16 protein-coding genes are annotated in these 16,223 nt (G+C 71.6%); 4 read left to right on the top strand and 12 right to left on the bottom strand.

What is annotated here, in order from left to right; all coding sequences use genetic code 11:
• Positions 1-100 precede the first annotated feature (100 nt).
• The 3 genes from WMF11_RS24065 to WMF11_RS24055 form a co-directional block, all read right to left on the bottom strand.
• Positions 101-958, bottom strand: a complete 858-nt coding sequence (locus WMF11_RS24065) for a 1-acyl-sn-glycerol-3-phosphate acyltransferase (RefSeq protein ID WP_437910754.1) — start codon at positions 956-958, stop codon at positions 101-103.
• A gap of 197 nt (positions 959-1,155) precedes the next feature.
• Entirely contained in the window at positions 1,156-2,004 is an 849-nt protein-coding gene (locus tag WMF11_RS24060) for a formylglycine-generating enzyme family protein (protein WP_437910753.1), read from the bottom strand.
• Between the two features lie 372 nt (positions 2,005-2,376).
• Entirely contained in the window at positions 2,377-3,765 is a 1,389-nt protein-coding gene (locus tag WMF11_RS24055) for a hypothetical protein (RefSeq protein ID WP_437910752.1), read from the bottom strand.
• A 130-nt stretch (positions 3,766-3,895) separates the two neighbouring features.
• Here WMF11_RS24055 and WMF11_RS24050 point away from each other — a divergent pair, with 130 nt between their 5' ends.
• On the top strand, positions 3,896-4,747 hold the full coding sequence (locus WMF11_RS24050; protein ID WP_437910751.1) for an MBL fold metallo-hydrolase: 852 nt from the start codon (positions 3,896-3,898) through the stop codon (positions 4,745-4,747).
• 39 nt (positions 4,748-4,786) lie between these two features.
• Here WMF11_RS24050 and WMF11_RS24045 read toward each other — a convergent pair whose 3' ends face one another.
• Complete coding sequence (locus tag WMF11_RS24045; RefSeq protein WP_437979050.1) at positions 4,787-5,524, bottom strand: DUF192 domain-containing protein; 738 nt, start codon at positions 5,522-5,524, stop codon at positions 4,787-4,789.
• A 66-nt stretch (positions 5,525-5,590) separates the two neighbouring features.
• Here WMF11_RS24045 and WMF11_RS24040 point away from each other — a divergent pair, with 66 nt between their 5' ends.
• Positions 5,591-6,388: a peptidylprolyl isomerase gene (locus WMF11_RS24040; RefSeq protein WP_437910749.1), complete on the top strand. Its 798-nt coding sequence runs from the start codon at positions 5,591-5,593 to the stop codon at positions 6,386-6,388.
• Positions 6,389-6,464: 76 nt separating this feature from the next.
• On the opposite strand, the gene WMF11_RS24035 is transcribed toward WMF11_RS24040, so the two are convergent.
• Positions 6,465-7,445 carry a lamin tail domain-containing protein gene (locus WMF11_RS24035; protein ID WP_437910748.1) on the bottom strand — a complete coding sequence of 327 codons (981 nt, stop codon included), beginning with the start codon at positions 7,443-7,445 and terminating at the stop codon, positions 6,465-6,467.
• Between the two features lie 235 nt (positions 7,446-7,680).
• Here WMF11_RS24035 and WMF11_RS24030 point away from each other — a divergent pair, with 235 nt between their 5' ends.
• On the top strand, positions 7,681-8,142 hold the full coding sequence (locus WMF11_RS24030; protein WP_437555026.1) for a hypothetical protein: 462 nt from the start codon (positions 7,681-7,683) through the stop codon (positions 8,140-8,142).
• Complete coding sequence (locus tag WMF11_RS24025; protein ID WP_437979049.1) at positions 8,133-9,800, top strand: putative metal-binding motif-containing protein; 1,668 nt, start codon at positions 8,133-8,135, stop codon at positions 9,798-9,800. Before WMF11_RS24030 ends, WMF11_RS24025 begins: the two co-directional genes overlap by 10 nt.
• Positions 9,801-9,838: 38 nt before the next feature.
• On the opposite strand, the gene WMF11_RS24020 is transcribed toward WMF11_RS24025, so the two are convergent.
• From WMF11_RS24020 to WMF11_RS23990, 7 genes are all read right to left on the bottom strand, one after another.
• Positions 9,839-10,825 (bottom strand): hydroxymethylglutaryl-CoA lyase, encoded by a 987-nt coding sequence (locus WMF11_RS24020; RefSeq protein WP_437555024.1) that lies wholly within the window; start codon positions 10,823-10,825, stop codon positions 9,839-9,841.
• Between the two features lie 32 nt (positions 10,826-10,857).
• Complete coding sequence (purF, locus tag WMF11_RS24015) at positions 10,858-12,297, bottom strand: amidophosphoribosyltransferase (protein ID WP_437910746.1); 1,440 nt, start codon at positions 12,295-12,297, stop codon at positions 10,858-10,860.
• A 257-nt stretch (positions 12,298-12,554) separates the two neighbouring features.
• Complete coding sequence (locus WMF11_RS24010; RefSeq protein ID WP_437555022.1) at positions 12,555-13,235, bottom strand: hypothetical protein; 681 nt, start codon at positions 13,233-13,235, stop codon at positions 12,555-12,557.
• Between the two features lie 116 nt (positions 13,236-13,351).
• Positions 13,352-13,825 (bottom strand): cyclic nucleotide-binding domain-containing protein, encoded by a 474-nt coding sequence (locus tag WMF11_RS24005; protein WP_012236950.1) that lies wholly within the window; start codon positions 13,823-13,825, stop codon positions 13,352-13,354.
• 68 nt (positions 13,826-13,893) lie between these two features.
• Positions 13,894-14,913 (bottom strand): energy transducer TonB, encoded by a 1,020-nt coding sequence (locus WMF11_RS24000; protein WP_437979048.1) that lies wholly within the window; start codon positions 14,911-14,913, stop codon positions 13,894-13,896.
• A 19-nt stretch (positions 14,914-14,932) separates the two neighbouring features.
• Positions 14,933-15,436: an ExbD/TolR family protein gene (locus WMF11_RS23995; protein WP_437555020.1), complete on the bottom strand. Its 504-nt coding sequence runs from the start codon at positions 15,434-15,436 to the stop codon at positions 14,933-14,935.
• Entirely contained in the window at positions 15,436-16,203 is a 768-nt protein-coding gene (locus tag WMF11_RS23990; protein ID WP_437979047.1) for a MotA/TolQ/ExbB proton channel family protein, read from the bottom strand. Before WMF11_RS23990 ends, WMF11_RS23995 begins: the two co-directional genes overlap by 1 nt.
• Between the last annotated feature and the right edge of the window lie 20 nt (positions 16,204-16,223).

Here is a 16,223-nt window from a genome sequence, read left to right as displayed (position 1 = left end):
CGCCGGACGTCACCGCACGCCACCGCGCCGCCATTCTCCTGCGGTTCTCTCGTCAACCGCGCGGCCCATCAACCGCGCGATCCATCAACCACGCGGCCCATCAACCCCGGGGGAAGAGACCGTGCCTGCCCGCCGCGCGGAGCTCGTCCAGCCCGGCCTCCATGCGCGCGACGATCCGCGCGAATGCGCGCTCGACCTCGTCCGGGTCGCTCGCGGCCTCTCTCGGGAGCCCGAGGTGCAGCGGGCGGAGCACCCTCGTGTGGATCTTCACCGGCAGGGGCACATGGGGGATCGGGATGCCGACGATGAGCCCCCACGGCAAGGCGAAGCCGAGCGGCGCGACGTTCGAGCGCGCGAGCTCGGGGAGGCGGAGCCACCTGGCCAGCCTGCTCCCGTCCGTGGCGATGTAGAGGGATTGGTGCGCGCCCACGCTCACGATCGGCACGATCGGCACGCCCTCGCGGATGGCGAGCCGGACGAAGCCGCGGCGCCGGCCGAAGCGGATCGTGTACTGCGCCGAGGTGGGCTTGCACGCGTCGAGATCGCCGCCGGGGAAGACCAGGACCGCCGCGCCGCGGGCGAGCGCTCGCCGCCCGTTCTCCGGGCTCGCGGCGATGGCGCCGCAGGCGTTGAGCCAGGCGCCGGCCTTCGGGACGTTGAACGGGAGATCGTGCATCAGCCCGTAGGACAGCCGCGATGGCCCATAAAGGCGCCAGAACGCCGTCATGTGGCAGTACATATCGGGCATTCCCGTCATCGCGTTGTGGTTGCTCACGGCGAGGAAGGGGCCGTCGGGCAGCTGCTCTTCGAGCTCTGTCTCGCAGCGGAAGTAGTCGTCGTAGAGGAGGCCGAGCAGCGGGAGCACCCGGGCGATGAACGCCGGGTCGCGCGCGTCGAGATCGTCCGGGCGGGCGCGCCCGCGGCCCTTGAGCGCGAACGCCGCGATCGCGTCCTTCACGAGGTCAAGGCTGGGGCGAGGCTCTCTCGGTAAGGTCAGCACCGTTCACGGTGCCCTAGCGTGCGGCCGAACCGAGGGGAAGCGGTTCGTTCAGGACGCCTGTCGCGCGGCCTCGGCGCGGGATCGCGTCCGTCATCCGCTGCGCGCCGCGCCCTCGATCCGCTCCGGTGGACGCCGGAGCGTCGCCGCCGGCTCGTTCACTCGACGTCGCGGCAGCACCGGAAGCCGGTCTCGTAGTAGCGGAACCCGTCCCCGTGCGCCGGGTTCGTGGAGCCGCACCGCGGCTTCGCGCCGCCGAAGCAGCCGGACCAGTAACAGCCCTTGAGGACGTGAGGATACTCGTTGACGTGGTATCGGGTGCGCACCACCCACTCCTCGACGTTCCCCGTCATGTCGTGGACGCCGAACGCGCTCGCGCACCCGGGCCGCGCGCCGCTCGGCTCGGCCTGGTACAGCGCCTGGACCTCGGCCAGCGCCTCGTCGGAAGGCCAGGAGCCGAGCGCGCCCTCGTCGGGCGCTCTCCACGTCTTGTTGTCGTTGCAGCGCTCCGCTTCGTGGGTGTTCCCGTACGGATAGACGGACGCCTCGGGGCCCTGGCACGCCGCGTCCCACTCGTCCTCGGTGCAGAGGCGCTTTCCGCGCTCCTCGCACCAGGCGCGCGCCGAGACGGCGCTCTCCATGACGAGCGGCAGGGCGCCTTCCACGTTCGGCGCCTCGAAGCGATCGATGCAGTATCCCTGGACCTCCACCATGTCGGGCGGGCAGGGCGCCGGGGGCGTCGTGTCGAGGGGGAAGTCCTGCTCGTCGGTACCGCCGTTGCCTCCCCCGACACCGCCTTCTCCAGGCCCCCCGCCGTCTCCCGCGCCGCTGCCTCCGCCCGATGTCACGGAGGCCGACGAGGCCGACGAGGACGATGCCGCGCCCCCGCCGCCCGGGGTGTCGTCCATGCCGGTGCCGAGACCGCCGTCGCAGGCAGCGCTGAAGATCGCCACGAGCCCGAGCAGCGAGGTGAGCCGAGCGGCGAGGGGGAGAGCTCCAGAGCGCATTGCGGGCTCCTCATCGAACAACGTGTCAGAGCGACCGTCGCGCGTCGAGGGCGCGCCGCGCTTCGCGCCGTGGTTCATCGCGTCAGAGCGTCCTCGACATCGACCTTCGTCCTCCGCCTTCCTCTCTCATCGATCCTCGTGGCGCTCGGACGGAGTCCACCCGCAAAGGGCGGCAGCGCGCGACAGCGGCGCTCGGACGCGACAGCGCCGAGAAAAAGCAGTTCAACCGTTGAACCGCGACCGGGGTACCTTGAATGCCAGGAAGAGAAACTTCCACGTAGTATTCGCTTCGTTGGTGCCGTACCGATCTCTCCTCCCGGGATTCGGGTTCTCGGTTCCGGGTTGCGTGACCCGGCGCGGCCGAGCGATCCGCTAGAAGCGGAGCTTACAGCGGAGGATCGCGCTCGGCGTGACACGCGCGGCGGTCAGCCGGCTCGCGCGCGCGTCGACGCGGACCTGGACCGCCACCGAGCCCGCGAGCGTGCGGCTCACCAGGTCACGCGCGAGCAGCCCTACGGCGCCGGTCAGGTGCGACATCGCGGCAGAGCCAGCAAGGAGCGAGCATGGGATGGATCCAGACAGATCCATCGCGATCGCGGCGTCCGCGCCGTTGCGCTCGACGGTGCCCGTCCCTTTGAGCTTCAGCGCGCCGGCGGCGACCTCCACGCCGCTCAGCGCGACGCGCTGGCGGTCCGCGGAGAGGCGCGCGTCCGCCTTGACGGTCGTGGTGTTGCCGAAGAGGAGCCCGTCGAGCTCCCTGGGGTGGGGCAGGGTGAAGCCCTTCACCGTGAGCGCGATCGGCCCTTCGAGCGGCGCCTTGGACAGGGCGGTCCGGTCCGCCCCATCCGCGAGCCGCAGCTCGAGCGTTCCGGCGACGACCATCGTCGAGGCGCCGACGTCGACGCCGAGGAGCGCGCCCACGGCGGAGAGCGGCGTCGGCGCGAGCTCGATCGAGGCGCTCGGCGAGGGGCGCGGCCGGAGCTCGGCCCTGAGCGGCGCGGAGACGAGGTCCTCGCCGCCGAGGCCCAGGGAGATCGACGCTGCGCCGATGGACCAGGCGATGTCGGTCCGCGCGATCTCCTTGCCGGCGACGAGCACGCGAGCCTGCTTCAGGACGCCGAGCTCCGGCCGCGGCGCGCCGGGCGGCGCGGCGGCGCCCTCGACCGGAGCGGCCGCGCGCCGCTCGAGGGCGCCGTCGGCCAGCGCGAGCACCTCCGGTCCGCCTTCGTGATCCCGGAGACCCAGGCGGACGCGGCCCGTGGTGAGCGGCAGCGCCGCCGCGCGCGGGCCGTACTGCGCGACCCACGCCGGCAGATCCTCCAGGGCGTCGGTCCCCACGAGGGTGAGCTCGACGCCTTCCGTCGCGATCCGCGCCGGCGAGAGGCCGCGCAGCTCGATGGTGGCGCGCGCCACCGTGCCCGAGATCCCGCGCACCCCGAGGAGGGAGAAGCGGCCGTCGCGCAGGCGGATCGAGCGGAGATCGACGTCGATCTTCCCGGGATCGAGCGCGACGCCGCGCGCGCGGGCCTCGGCGATGATGCGCCGGCGGAGCGCGGGAGGACCGAGCACGACGAGCGCGGCTATGGCGGCCGCGACGACGGTGACGACCACGAGCGCCGCGATCAGGGCGCGGCGGCGCCGCTTGCCGCGCGCGCCTCGCGGCGCTCCGCCGCTCTCGCCAGGGGCGCGCGGCGCGGCGAGCGGCACCTCGGCGTCGGTGTCGGGGGAAGAGGCGGAAGCGGGGCGAGGGGAGGGCGCCACGAAGTGAGATCCCTGTAGCGTCGTTCGAGCGCCGTCGCGAGCGCTTCGCGCGGCTCGGCGCGCTTGCAGCCGAGCCCTCGCCTGCGCTACGGGTCACAGAGCCGCCTGTAGTCCGGTCCCGGAGCCCGGTATGAAGATCACCATCATCGCGAGCGGGAGCGGAGGCAACGCCACGCTGTTCGCTTCCCGCGGCACGCGGGTCCTCGTGGACGCGGGCGTCGGGCCGCGGGTGCTCGAGCAGTGCCTCTCGGCGGCGGCCGCGGGCGGCGCGGACGGCAGGCTCCTGCCCGACGCGATCGTCATCACGCACGCGCACGCCGACCACGTCGGCGTGGCCGCCAGGTACAACAAGAAGCACAAGATCCCGATCTACGCCTCGGAGGCGACCGTGCGCGCGGCGGAGCTCGGCGATCCAGAGCGCGTCCGGGGCTTCTCGTCGCGCGAGCCGTTCGCGGTGGGCGCGCTCACGTTCTCGCCGAGGCCGCTGCCGCACGACGCGGCGCAGGTCGCGCTCGTCGTCGACGACGGCGCGCGGCGGGCCGCGCTCGTGACGGATCTCGGCGAGGTCCCTCCGGGGCTCCTGGAGCACGTCGCCGGCTGCGATGTGGTGATGCTCGAGTCGAACTACGACGCGGGGTTGCTCGAGGCCGGCCCGTACCCGCAGCACCTCAAGCGCAGGATCCGCTCGGCGCGGGGCCACCTGTCGAACGCGCAGGCGTGCGAGCTGCTCGCGGCGCTGCCCGGCGGCACGCACACGGTCGCGCTGATGCACCTCTCCGAGGTCAACAACCGCCCGGAGCTCGCGCTCGACGCCGCCCGTGACGCGCTCGTCGGCCGGCGCACGCGCCTCGTCGCCGCGCCGCCTCGGGGGCCGCTGGTCCTCGACGCGGCGGCGCCGCCGGCCCCTCCGCCCGGCGCGGCGCGCTCGTCGCTCGGGCCGCCGGCTCCCCCGCGCCAGCTCGGTCTGTTCACGGGGATATGAAACGACGCTCCGGCCGAGGAGCCGCCGCTCGGGCGCGCGTCAGATCCCCTCGAGCCGCACCTTCTGGCCCGCGACGACGCCGTGGCGCCGCGCCCAGCCGGCGTTCAGCTCGAGGACGTACGTCGACGGACATCCGACGTCGAAGGTCGAGTCGGTGAGCGTCGGGGTGTTCTCCTCGATACCGACGATCGTACCGTCGCTGTCGATGAACAGCATGTCGAGCGGGATGCACGTGTTGTGCATCCAGAACGAGTGATTGTTCCGCTGCTGGAAGACGAAGATCATCCCGCGGTTCTCCGCCATGCTCGTCCTGTACATGAGGCCGCGGGCGCGCTCTTGCTCTCGCCTGGCGATCTCGACGGTGACATCGGGGGCCTTGGCCTCGAGGAAGGTCACCTTGCCGGTCGCGAGCTGGAACGGGCCGGTCGGGTCCTCGGGGCACGCCGGATCCGGGCCGGTGAGCTTCGGAGACGGCCGCTCGGGCATCGACGGCGTCGGCTGGATGCAGCGGCCGGCGTCCCGCTCCACGGTCGAGGCGGGCGGCGTCCCGGTCGAGGCGGGCGGCGCAACGTCGCCCAAGTTGCTGCTGGGCGTGAGCGGAAGCGGCTCGTCGACGCGGCGCTCGCACGCGCCAAGGGCGATCGCGAGCAGCAGCGCGCCCAGGGCGGGAACGAGCGAGGCGAGCGCGGCGGGAATGGCCAGCGAGGCGGACGTGGCGGACGTGGCGGACGTGGCGGACGTGAACGGACGGGTCGCGAGGGCGCAGCGCGAGCTCATGCCGCTTCCTACCACGGCGACGCTCGTCCTTGACCGCTGGACCGCGACGCGGGAAATCGTCGCACGATGAACGCTCGAACCCTCGCCATTCAGTCCCTCGCCACCCTCGCCACGCTCTCGGCCCTCGCGGGATGTTCGAAGACCCCGGAGCCCACGGCCGAAGAAGCGCCGAAGCCGAAGACCACGCCCGCGTCGACGGGGCTGGCCGGAGGCAAGGCGGAGACGGCAGAGAAGGAGCGCCCTCAGCCGCAGAAGCGCAAGGTCGCAGCGAAGCCGGTCGCCGAGGTCAAGCCCAGCGAGGACGACCCGGTCAAGGGCAAGTGGACGCTCGACGACGCCACCAAGGGGCTCCCGCCGGGCAAGACGTTGACGGCGTCGATCGAGACCGATCTCGGCACGCTGTCCTGCAAGCTGCTGGACGACAAGGCGCCCATCACCGTCGCCAATTTCGTCGGCCTGGCGCGAGGGATCAGGCCCTGGAAGACGCCGGAGGGGACATGGGAGAAGAAGCCCGCTTACGACGGCACCATCTTCCACCGCATCATCAAGGGATTCATGATCCAGGGCGGGGACGCGAAGAAGAACGGCACCGGCGAGGCCGGTTACGTCATCCCCGACGAGGTCTGGGAGGACGGCAGCCACGATCGCGCAGGGCTCCTGTGCATGGCGAACCGCGGCAAGAACACGAACTCCGCGCAGTTCTTCATCACCGACGCGGCGGCGTTCCACCTCGACAACGGCTACACCATCTTCGGTGAGTGCGGGCCCGAGGAGCTCGTCCACAAGCTGGCCGGCGTCGAGGTGAAGGGCGAGCGCCCGGTCACCCCGCCGGTCATCAAGAAGGTGACGATCACCCGGCAGTGATCGGTCCGAGGTGCCCCGCGCCGAGCCCGGGCTCCCGCCGCCCCGCGGCGAGGAGCCGAGCTCGCAGCGGGCGCGCTCACGGGCAGTCGTTCTCTTCGCCGGGCGTCGGCGTGGACGCCACGGTGAAGCTGATGTCGAGCCACTCGCTCGTCTCGTCGTGCCCGCTGATGCCGTTGCCTTCGGTCAAGAGCTCGCCGACCTCGAGATCGCTACAGCGGACCATGCTCGACCCGCTGGCGGCGGCCGCCGCTGGCCGCTGGCTGCCGCGCGCGGTGTCATCGGCATAACCGGTCTTGCCTGTCTTGTACACCATCGCCGAGTTCCCCAGCTCCTCGCCCCAGATGACGTAATCGACGTCCTTGAGCGGGCTGCGCTCCGTGCCGTCCCACTCGAAGAGGATCACCATCTCCGCGCCGTCGGTGAGCAGCGCGCCGGATTGCGCCCCGAGGGCGCCGTTCGTGGGCGCGATCATGGGCGGCACGTCCGCCCCCTCGCAGGGGATGGGCGTCTCGTCCAGGGCGAAGTCGGCGCACCGCTGGTACTGGAGCTCGAAGCCGTCATCGCTCGCCAGCACGAGGCGCGCGCCCGCCGCGATCATGGTCCCGGGGGGGAACTGGACGAGGAAGTCCGTCCCTGCGCTGCCTGTCGGCGCGAAGGCGGTACCCGTGGTGATGGCATAATAAACGCTGTTGTCCGAAAGGTAGTAGTTGGTGAGGTCGATCTCGGCCTCGGTCGGGTTCCAGATCTCGATGAACTCGCCCGCTCCAGGTTTGACGGCCACCTCCGAGATCAGCAGGTGGCCGGCGGGCTCACCGGGGACCACGCCGCCGCCGCCGCCGTCTCCACCGCCAGCGCCGCCCGCGCCGCCCGCGCCGCCTTCACCGCCGCCGCCGGCCTCACCGCCGCCGCCGCCTTCGCCGGAGCTGCTCGAGGTGGTGCTGGAGGAGCTCGCTCCACCTCCTCCCGTCTCGTCATCGCCGCCGCACGCCATGAGGGGGGCGAGCGCCAGAGGGGGAGCTGCGAGGAGTGCGATGGTGAGCAGGTTGCGCGTGTGCATTGTTGAGAGATACATCAGAGCGCCGGCCAACAGGCAAGTGGGATTGCAGCCTGGGGGAAACGATCCACCGCTCGTCGTGGCGTCAGGACACTGCCATCGCTGCCAAATGCATGGCGGGCGCGCGAGGAATCGATAGCATGGCGACATGCGACGGTGCTCCTCGCTCCTCCTGACACTCCTCTGCGTACCGCTCCCTGGGCTCGCTCTCGCTGTCGGTTGCGGCCAGACAGTCATCGTGGACGATCCGTCCGCAGACGGCGGAGGTGGCGGCGAAGCCGGCGCTCCGCCCGTCCCGACCGGCGGGGGAGGCGGCTCGGACCCGGGGAGGGATCCGCTCGAAGAGTACGAAGACCCCGGCTGTCCCGACACCGGGCCGCCGATCACCGATTTCGCGTGCGATCCGTACGATCAGTCGAGCGACTTTTGCGCCCCGGGAGAGGGGTGCTTCATCTATGTGCAGTATCCGGACGAGCCGTGCGGGCAGGAGATCTACGGCGCGTACTGCGCGCCGGCCGGTCCAGGCCGACAGGGCGATCCGTGCAGCGGCGGCAGCCAGTGCGGCGCCGGGTTCGCCTGCGTGGTGACCGGCTCGGGCACCCAGTGCGTCGAGCTCTGCGCGCTCAGCGGCGACGACAACTGCGATCCGGGGTTCGTGTGCGAGCCGATCGACGTCGCGGGGATGGGCGGATGTCTGTGACGACGTACGCCCTGGGTCGGCGCGCGCGCCGGAAGGCGGCGCTGGCGGCGGCCCTCCTCGGGACGGTTCTTGGCGGCGGGTCGCTCTCGGGAGGGTGCGGGGCGCGGACGGGGCTGAACATCCCGCCGCCCGCGCCGGAGTGCGAGGTGGACGCCGACTGTCCCGGCATCGAGGATCTCTGCAAGCCTGTGTTCTGCCAGCTCTTCGAGGCGGGGCAGCCCGACGGCGGCGCGGCGCCCTCGCCCGAGGGCGCGGCCCCGCGGCGCGGCGGGGAGTGCGTCGCGCTGGAGCCGGTGGAGTGTGACGACAGCGATCCCTGCACCAAGGACACGTGCGAGAGCGCGACGGGAGCGTGCGTCTACGGGCCGTCGACGCTCGACATCGACGGCGACGGCTTCCGCGCGGCCCTGCCCGGCACGATCCCTGGCGAGCCGCTGGCGTGCGGCGACGACTGCGACGACGCGAGCGCCGCGGCCTTCCCTGGGGGGATCGAGATCTGCGACGGCGTCGACAACGACTGCGACGGCACGGTCGACAACGGGGCGCGCTTCGTGCCGCTCGACACCGACGCGACCCGCATCTCGGGCGACATCGCGCCGGCCGGCTCTGGCGGGCTCGCCTGGAGCGGGGCGTCGTACGCGTCGCTCTACACCGGGACCACGCAGGGCTTCAACCTGTACCGCTCGATGATCAGCGTCGACGGGCAGCCGCTCGCGCCGGGCGAGGAGATCATCACGCCGAAGAACGGCGACGCCTCCGGCGGGCCGATCGTGTGGGTCGGCGATCGGTACGGCGCCGCCTGGCAGGACCGGCGCGACGGCGACTACGAGGTGTACTTCTCCCTCCTCGACGAGGACGGGCAGAAGGTGGAGGGCGGCGATCGGCGGCTCTCGAAGGCGCCCGGCTTCTCCGTCAACGTGACGCTCACCTGGAACGACACGGAGTTCATCCCCGTCTGGCAGGACGAGCGCAACGGCCTCTTCGATCTGTTCGCGCAGCGCATCGACATCGACGGCAACCTGATCGGCGACAACATCCAGCTCACGGAGGCGTCGAACGGCTTCGGCAACGAGGCGCCCTCCGCGGCGGCCGGCCAGGGCGGCATCGGCGTCGCGTGGTCCACGGGCGACGCGGCCACGCACTTCATCCAGTTCCGGACGTTCACCGCCGAGCTCGATCCGCGCTCGGAGGTCGTCACGCTGACGACCGGCGAGACCGACGCGGTCTATCCGACGGTGGTCTGGAACCGTGATCGCTACGTCATCGCGTGGTTCGACAAGTCGGCGAGCCTCAAGGCCATCTACGCGGCGGCGGTCTCGGAGGACGGCGAGATCCTCACGCCGCCCACGCCCATCTCGGACCCTGGGCCCTTCCGCTCCAGGTACCCGTTCCTGCGCCCGCTCGGCGATCGGCTGCTGGCGATCTACTCGGACGACCGCGATCAGAACGACGGCTACGAGCTCTACGCGGTCACGGTCAACGCGGATCTCGCGCCGATCAGCGCGGAGCAGCGGCTCACCTTCGCGCCCCGCGACAGCATCAGCCCGGTCGCGACGTTCGGGCCGGAGGGCGACGTGGGCATCCTCTTCCGCGACGATCGCGAGGGCGGCGAGCACCACGTCTTCTTCACGCGCCTCGGGTGCATCGCGGGCGACTGACGGCGGCCTCGCGGTCCGGGCGCGGCGCTGGGCCGCGCTCAGTCCCGGGTCGGCTGACGGCGCAGCCGGAACGGGCCGGCGCGGTGGACCTTGCCCGGGAGCGGGCGGCCGATGACCTGCTCGGCGACGTTCCCCGCCTCGATCACCTTGTCGAGATCGACGCCGGTCCGGACGCCCATCCCGTGGAGCATGAACACGAGGTCCTCCGTCGCCATGTTGCCCGCCGCGCCCGGCGCGTAGGGGCAGCCGCCGACGCCCGCCACCGACGCGTCGAAGTCGCGCACCCCGAGCTCCAGGCCGACCAGGATGTTCGCGAGCGCCGTGCCGCGCGTGTCGTGCAGGTGCAGCGCGAACCGCTCGGGCGGCATCGCGTCGAGGAAGCGGCGGACGATGTCGTGCGTCTGCCGCGGGGTGCCCACGCCGATCGTGTCGCCGAGGGAGACCTGGTAGCAGCCGAGGTCGATGAGCCGCTCCGCGATGCGCACGACCCGGGCAGGGTCGACGTCGCCCTCGTACGGGCAGCCCCACACGGTCGAGACGTAGGCGCGCACGGCGAGGCCCGCCTCGCGCGCCGGAGGGACGATCTCCGAGAACACCGAGAGCGTGTCGTCGATCGACTTGTTGATGTTGGCGCGGTTGTGCGCCTCGCTCGCGCTCAGGAAGACGGCGATCTCGCGCAGGCCCACCGCCAGCGCGCGCTCGAGGCCGCGCGCGTTCGGGCACAGGGCGCTGAAGGTCACGCCCCGCTCCGCCGGGAGCGTCCGCGCGAGCTCCTCGGCGTCGGCGAGCTGCGGCACCCACTTCGGCGAGACGAAGCTCGTGATCTCGATCCTGCGGAGACCGGCGCCGACGAGCGCCGCGATGAGCCGCCGCTTGCCCTCGATCGGGATCATCGCCGCCTCGTTCTGGAGCCCGTCCCGCGGGCTCACCTCGTAGATCGAGACCTCGTCGGCGACGCGGGCGAAGAGCGGCGCCGAGGCGGCGGCGCGATCCGCGCTCTCGTGATCGGCGGTCCCCTCGGCCATCGGAGGACCCTCGGCGCCGGAGCGGGGCAGCGTCAACCGCTCACCATCCGTAGCTGCCGGTTCGGCGCGGCCGGCGTGAAGGCGATCGGGTAGGTCCCGGAGAAGCACGCGTGGCAGTAGCTCTCCGCCGACGGCCGCGCGCCCGAGGCGTCCCCGGCGCGCGCCTCGAGGGACCGCACGCTCTCGACCAGGCCCTCCAGCGAGAGGTACCCGACGCTGTCGGCCGTCAGGTAGCTGGAGATCTCGTCCACCGAGTGGCTCGAGGCGATGAGCTCCGACCGCGTGGGCGTGTCGATCCCGTAGTAGCAGGGCCATCGCGTGGGCGGGCTCGAGATGCGGACGTGCACCTCGCGCGCGCCGGCGTCGCGGATCATCTTGACGATCTTCCGGCTCGTCGTCCCGCGGACGATCGAGTCGTCGATGACGACGACCCGCTTGCCCTCGATCACCGCCCGGTTCGGGTTGAGCTTGAGCCGGACGCCGAAGTGCCGGATCGACTGCTGCGGCTCGATGAACGTGCGGCCGACGTAGTGGCTGCGGATGAGCCCCATCTCGAAGGGGGCGCGCGCGCGGTCGGCGAAGCCGATCGCCGCCGGCACGCCCGAGTCGGGCACGGGGATCACGACCAGATCGTCGCCGGGCTCGACCGGCTGCTCGGCGGCGAGGCGCCGGCCGAACGCCTTGCGGACCTCGTAGACGCTCACGCCCTGGATGGTCGAGTCGGGCCGGGCGAAGTAGACGTGCTCGAAGATGCAGAGCTTGCGCGGCTCCTGCGCGAAGGGGAACTCGGAGCGCACGCCGTCGGCGCTGATGATCAGCATCTCGCCCGGCGCGATGTCGCGCACCTTGCGCGCGCCGATGAGGTCGAACGCCGTCGACTCGCTCGCGACCACGTGGGTGACGCCGCTGCCGCTCGCCATCTCGCCCAGGCAGAGCGGCCGGATCGCGCGCGGATCGCGCACGGCGATGAGCTCGCGCTCGGTCAGGAAGAGCAGGGAGTACGCGCCCTCCACCTGCGTGAGCGCCTCCGCGATGCGGTCGCGCAGCTCTTCCTTCTTGCTCATCGCGATGAGGTGGACGATCGACTCGGTGTCGCTCGCGGTCTGGTAGATCGAGCCGCGCGCCTCGAGCCGATCGCGCAGGGCCTCATGGTTCGTGAGGTTGCCGTTGTGCGCGACCGCCAGCGAGCCGCGCGCGTAGTCGACCCCGAGCGGCTGCGCGTTCTTCAGGTGCGAGCCGCCCGCGGTGGAGTAGCGGACGTGGCCGATGGCGCGATCGCCGGGCAGCGTCGCGAGATCGGTCGGAGAGAAGCCGGACTGCACCCGCCCCATGGCGCGGTGACCGAAGAGGCGCTCCCCGTCGCTGCTGACGATCCCCGCGGATTCCTGCCCTCGATGCTGGAGCGCGTGCAATCCGAGGTAGGCCATGTTGGCCGCCTCGGGGTGGCCAAAGATTCCGAACACACCGCACATGCCGCCTATCTAGTACGAAAACGGTGCATGACCCACCGTCATGGCGATCTGTCGTCGAGGATGAGGCGGCCGAGCGCCGGCGCAGGCTGGAAGTGGACGCTGGTGCGAGATCGGAGCGCAGGCAGGCCTCGGAGCCGCTCCTGCTGAAAGGTAAGGCCTCTAACGAATGACCGACGAAGATGGCGAGGAGGCTTCGCCGGATTCCGTCGTGTCCCGCTGCTGGACGAGCGCCTCGCGCGTCGTCCAAGCGGCTCCCGTCATTTCGGGATATTCCAGAGTTTCTCGATGATCTTGGTCTCCATGGCGTCGCCGTGACACGTGCCGCACTCCATGTCCTCCTTGTTCGCCCGGGCGACCTTGTTTTGGTACTCCTCCTCCATGAACGCCTGCAGGGCCTTCTTGTCCTTGCGGTTCAGGACGTGCTCGTTCCCGGCGTGGCAGCTGTCGCAGAAGAGGGTTCCGCCGCTCTCGCTGCGGAGCGGCACCACGAAGTTGCGCCACATCTCGCGGGCGATCTTCATGTCCCGCGTCTCTTTCTTGAAGTCGCCCTCGACGTGGCAGCCCTCGCAGGTGTCGTAGCCGAGCGCCTTCTGGAGCAGCGGCATCACCTTCTTCTTCTGCCCCGCCGGGAGCTTCTCGAGCTCCGGGATCTTCTTGAGGTTGATCCCGATCTTCTTCAGATCCGCCTCGAACTTGGTCGCCTGGAGCGGCGTCGACTTGGCGGGAGCCTCGTGCTCCTCCTCGTGCGCCTCCGCGGCCTTCTCGGGCTTCGCCGGCTTCGCCCCCTCGGCGTCGGCGGTCGCCTTGCCCTCGTCCGGGCTCGACTCGCCGTCGAAGTCGTTCTTGTCGGCCGCCGTCTCGGGCGGCGGCGTGCTGGAGCCGCAGGCTCCTGCGAAGGCGCCCATCCAGAGCGCGAGGGCGAGCGCTGCGTGCTTCATTCTGGCTGCCATAGTCCTCCAAGGAACGTTGAGTTCGAGCCGAACGCCGCCCCCCGTGCGGCAGGCAGCGCCGCGATGGCGCGCGCCCACGGTCACCGGGCGATCTGGCCGGCACTCTACTCGAATTTGCCTGAGACGGAGAGGAACGTGAGCTTGTTGTTCGTCTCGCGGAGCCGCTGGACGAGCATCCGGACGACGTTCCAGAGGACCTCGTACGCGAGCTCCTTGTGCAGGAAGAGCAGGTCCTCGAACGCGTCCTTCGACACGGTGAGCAACCGGCAGCGCTCGTGGACGCGCGCGTCGGCGGAGCGGGGTGCCTCGTCGAGCAGCGCCATCTCGCCGAACACGGCGCCTGGGCCGAGCACCGCGAGCGCCTCCTCGCCGATCCCGGCGATCTCTCGGCTGATCCGGACCTTGCCTTCGAGCAGGATGTAGAGCTTGTCGCCCGGATCCCCGTGCTGAAAGATCTTGGTGCCGAGGGCGTGCGTCTCTTCGCTCGCGACGCGCGAGATGAGCTCCAGCGCGGCCGGGGTGAGGCCCTTGAAGAGAGGGACCTTCGAGAGCTGCTCGATCCGTTCGGGGACGATCACAAGCCGCCGACGAGGATAACCGAGGCGAAGGGCGCGGAGCGAATTTAAAGGGAGCTCGAGGCGGGGAGCTAGCGCGTGAACGTCACCGTGATGGGCGGCGTCGTGGCGGCGATCGAAGCGCCCGAGCGATCTTTGCCGGGGTTGTAGCGGCGGCCGAGCGCGCACATGCGCGCGGAGCGACCAAAGCCGTGTCCAGGATCACTGACGACCTTGACCGAGAGCGGGCTGCCGTCGGGGCGCACCGTGACCATGAGGACGACCTTCGCCTGGTCGATCTGGTCGACGTCGGCCTCCGGAGGGAAAGGACAGTTCCAGTTGCTGCTGCCGATCAGCCCGGGCGGCGCGGAGCGGTCCGGCCCTGCGGGGGGCGGGGGCGGGACGGGGGCGCCCGTGCCCTTGCCGCCGACGACGCCTCCGACCTTCGCGTTCGGGTTGAACGTGGGGGTCTTCGCCGTGCCCGCGCCGGCCACCTGGCCGTAGCCGACGCCCTGCCCCTCGCCGCTCGCGATCCCCTGATCGGTCATGTCGAGGACCTCGTCCGGATCCGGCTCTTTCGTCAGGACCTTCGAGGCCTCGGCGGCGGCCGGGGGTGGATCGTACGGGTCGTCCTTGGGCGGCGGGGTGTTCGCCTGCGGAGGCGGCGCGACCTTGGGGACGGGCTCGGGCTCGGGCGCCGGCGGCGGCGGCTCGGGCTCCGGGGGCTTGGGCGCCTCGACCTTCGGCGGCGGGATGTCGACCTCGTAGATCGCCCAGAGGTAGTCGTGGATGCCTGTGCGCATCTCCTCGACCACGTGCCGCATGTCGCGCAGCGACCCCGAGACGATGGCCCGGGCCGAGGCCGCGCCGTGGCTCGTGACCGCCAGCGTGACCCCGAGAACGGCGCCCACGCGCGACGCGCGGTCGCCGAGGGCGAGCACCGCGGCGAGCGGATCCGCGCCGCGCCGGCGATCGCCGGCGCGGGCAGGCGCCGGCGAGGCGAGGGGGGCCGAGGGCTCGAGGGCGCCCCCGGGCTCGGCGCCGCTGCGCTTGCCTCGGCGGCGCCCGTCGTGGACCGCCCCCGCGGCGCGATCGCTCGTGACCTGGCTCATAAGGTCTCGCTCGGCGCGCTCACGGCGCGGGGCTCGGGGTTGCGGGCGCGGGGGCCGCCGGGGGAGGCGCGGCGGGGGAACCCGGCGCCGCGCCCGGGACCGCGCCGGCCTCGGGCGCGATCGGCGTCACGCCGAACGCGATCTTGGAGACGCCGGCCTGCTTCAGCAGATCGAGCGCGCGGATCACCCGGCCGTGCGGGACCGTCGTGTCGGCGCGGATCACGGCGCGGAGCTCCGGGTTCTTCGCCTGGGCCTCGCGCGCGATCGGCAGGATGGCGTCCTCGCCCGCGAGCTTCTTGCCGTCGGCGAGCGTGTCGCCGTTCGCGTGCAGCTCGAGCCCGAAGATGAGCTGCACCTCCTGCCCCTGCGCGGCCTTCGGCAGGTCGAGGGGGAGCGACTGCGAGACGATGATCTTCGCCGTCACCATGAAGATGATGAGGAGGACGAGGGTGATGTCGACGAGCGGCGTGACGTTGATGCCGCTGATCATCTCGTCATCGTCGTTGCGGCTCGTGGCGGCCATCAGCGCTCCTCCTCGCCCGCGCCGCCCTTCTTGTGCTCGTCCTGCCGCGCCGCCCTCGCGGCCTTGCCGCGCGGCTGCTCGACGGCGGCGGCGGGGGCGGCCCCGGCGAACGCCGGATCGATCTTGAGGTGCGCGAGCAGGACGCGCGTCAGCGCCTCGGTGTTGGCGAGCGTCGACTTGATCATGCGCTGGAAGAAGTTGTTCGCGGCGACCGCCGGGATGGCGACCGCGAGGCCGACCGCGGTCGCGACGAGCGCCTCGGCGATGCTCGACATGACCGCCTGCGGCGCCATGGCCTGCGACGTGGCCTGCGCCACCGGCGTCTTCGCCGCCTGGCCGAGCGCGTCGAAGGCGCCGACGACGCCGATGACGGTGCCGAACAGCCCGATGAACGGCGCGTTGTTGCCGAGCGTGCCCAGGTAGGCGAGGCGCCGCTCGAGCTTCATGCGCTGGAGCGCCGCGGCGCCGGCCATGGCCTCCTCGGCCGCCTCGGGCCCCTGGTGCGCCACCGCGAGGCCGGCCGCGACGACCGCCGCCTCGGCCGAGGGAGAGGCGTCCATCCGCCGCCGCGCCGCCTCGATCGAGTCGTCGAGGGACGTCTTGAGGTCCCGCGCGAGGACGGTGAGATCGTCGCGGAGCGACCAGAAGAACCAGGCGCGCTCCAGGATGATGGCGACCGAGACGACGCTGAGGGCGATCATCAACCACATGACCCAGGCGGCCCCGAATCCGACCATGATGCGCTGCAGCCACTCGACGAGGTTCATCTTGTTCCTTGGTGCCTTTC

The organism is Sorangium sp. So ce295 (assembly GCF_051527405.1).
Classification (GTDB): Bacteria; Myxococcota_A; Polyangia; order Polyangiales; family Polyangiaceae; genus Sorangium; species Sorangium cellulosum_B.
This window is presented reverse-complemented; position numbering and strand designations above follow the sequence as displayed.

Bases quoted from the DNA above. Each gene is read 5' to 3' on its own strand.
- WMF11_RS24020 (WP_437555024.1), bottom strand. From the start codon at position 10,825: ATGGCCGAGGGGACCGCCGATCACGAGAGCGCGGATCGCGCCGCCGCC.
- WMF11_RS24035 (WP_437910748.1), bottom strand. From the start codon at position 7,445: ATGCACACGCGCAACCTGCTCACCATCGCACTCCTCGCAGCTCCCCCT.
- WMF11_RS24010 (WP_437555022.1), bottom strand. From the start codon at position 13,235: ATGAAGCACGCAGCGCTCGCCCTCGCGCTCTGGATGGGCGCCTTCGCA.
- WMF11_RS24040 (WP_437910749.1), top strand. From the start codon at position 5,591: ATGAACGCTCGAACCCTCGCCATTCAGTCCCTCGCCACCCTCGCCACG.
- WMF11_RS24050 (WP_437910751.1), top strand. From the start codon at position 3,896: ATGAAGATCACCATCATCGCGAGCGGGAGCGGAGGCAACGCCACGCTG.
- WMF11_RS24000 (WP_437979048.1), bottom strand. From the start codon at position 14,913: ATGAGCCAGGTCACGAGCGATCGCGCCGCGGGGGCGGTCCACGACGGG.
- WMF11_RS23990 (WP_437979047.1), bottom strand. From the start codon at position 16,203: ATGAACCTCGTCGAGTGGCTGCAGCGCATCATGGTCGGATTCGGGGCC.
- purF (WP_437910746.1), bottom strand. From the start codon at position 12,297: ATGTGCGGTGTGTTCGGAATCTTTGGCCACCCCGAGGCGGCCAACATG.
- WMF11_RS24060 (WP_437910753.1), bottom strand. From the start codon at position 2,004: ATGCGCTCTGGAGCTCTCCCCCTCGCCGCTCGGCTCACCTCGCTGCTC.
- WMF11_RS23995 (WP_437555020.1), bottom strand. From the start codon at position 15,436: ATGGCCGCCACGAGCCGCAACGACGATGACGAGATGATCAGCGGCATC.
- WMF11_RS24045 (WP_437979050.1), bottom strand. From the start codon at position 5,524: ATGAGCTCGCGCTGCGCCCTCGCGACCCGTCCGTTCACGTCCGCCACG.
- WMF11_RS24025 (WP_437979049.1), top strand. From the start codon at position 8,133: ATGTCTGTGACGACGTACGCCCTGGGTCGGCGCGCGCGCCGGAAGGCG.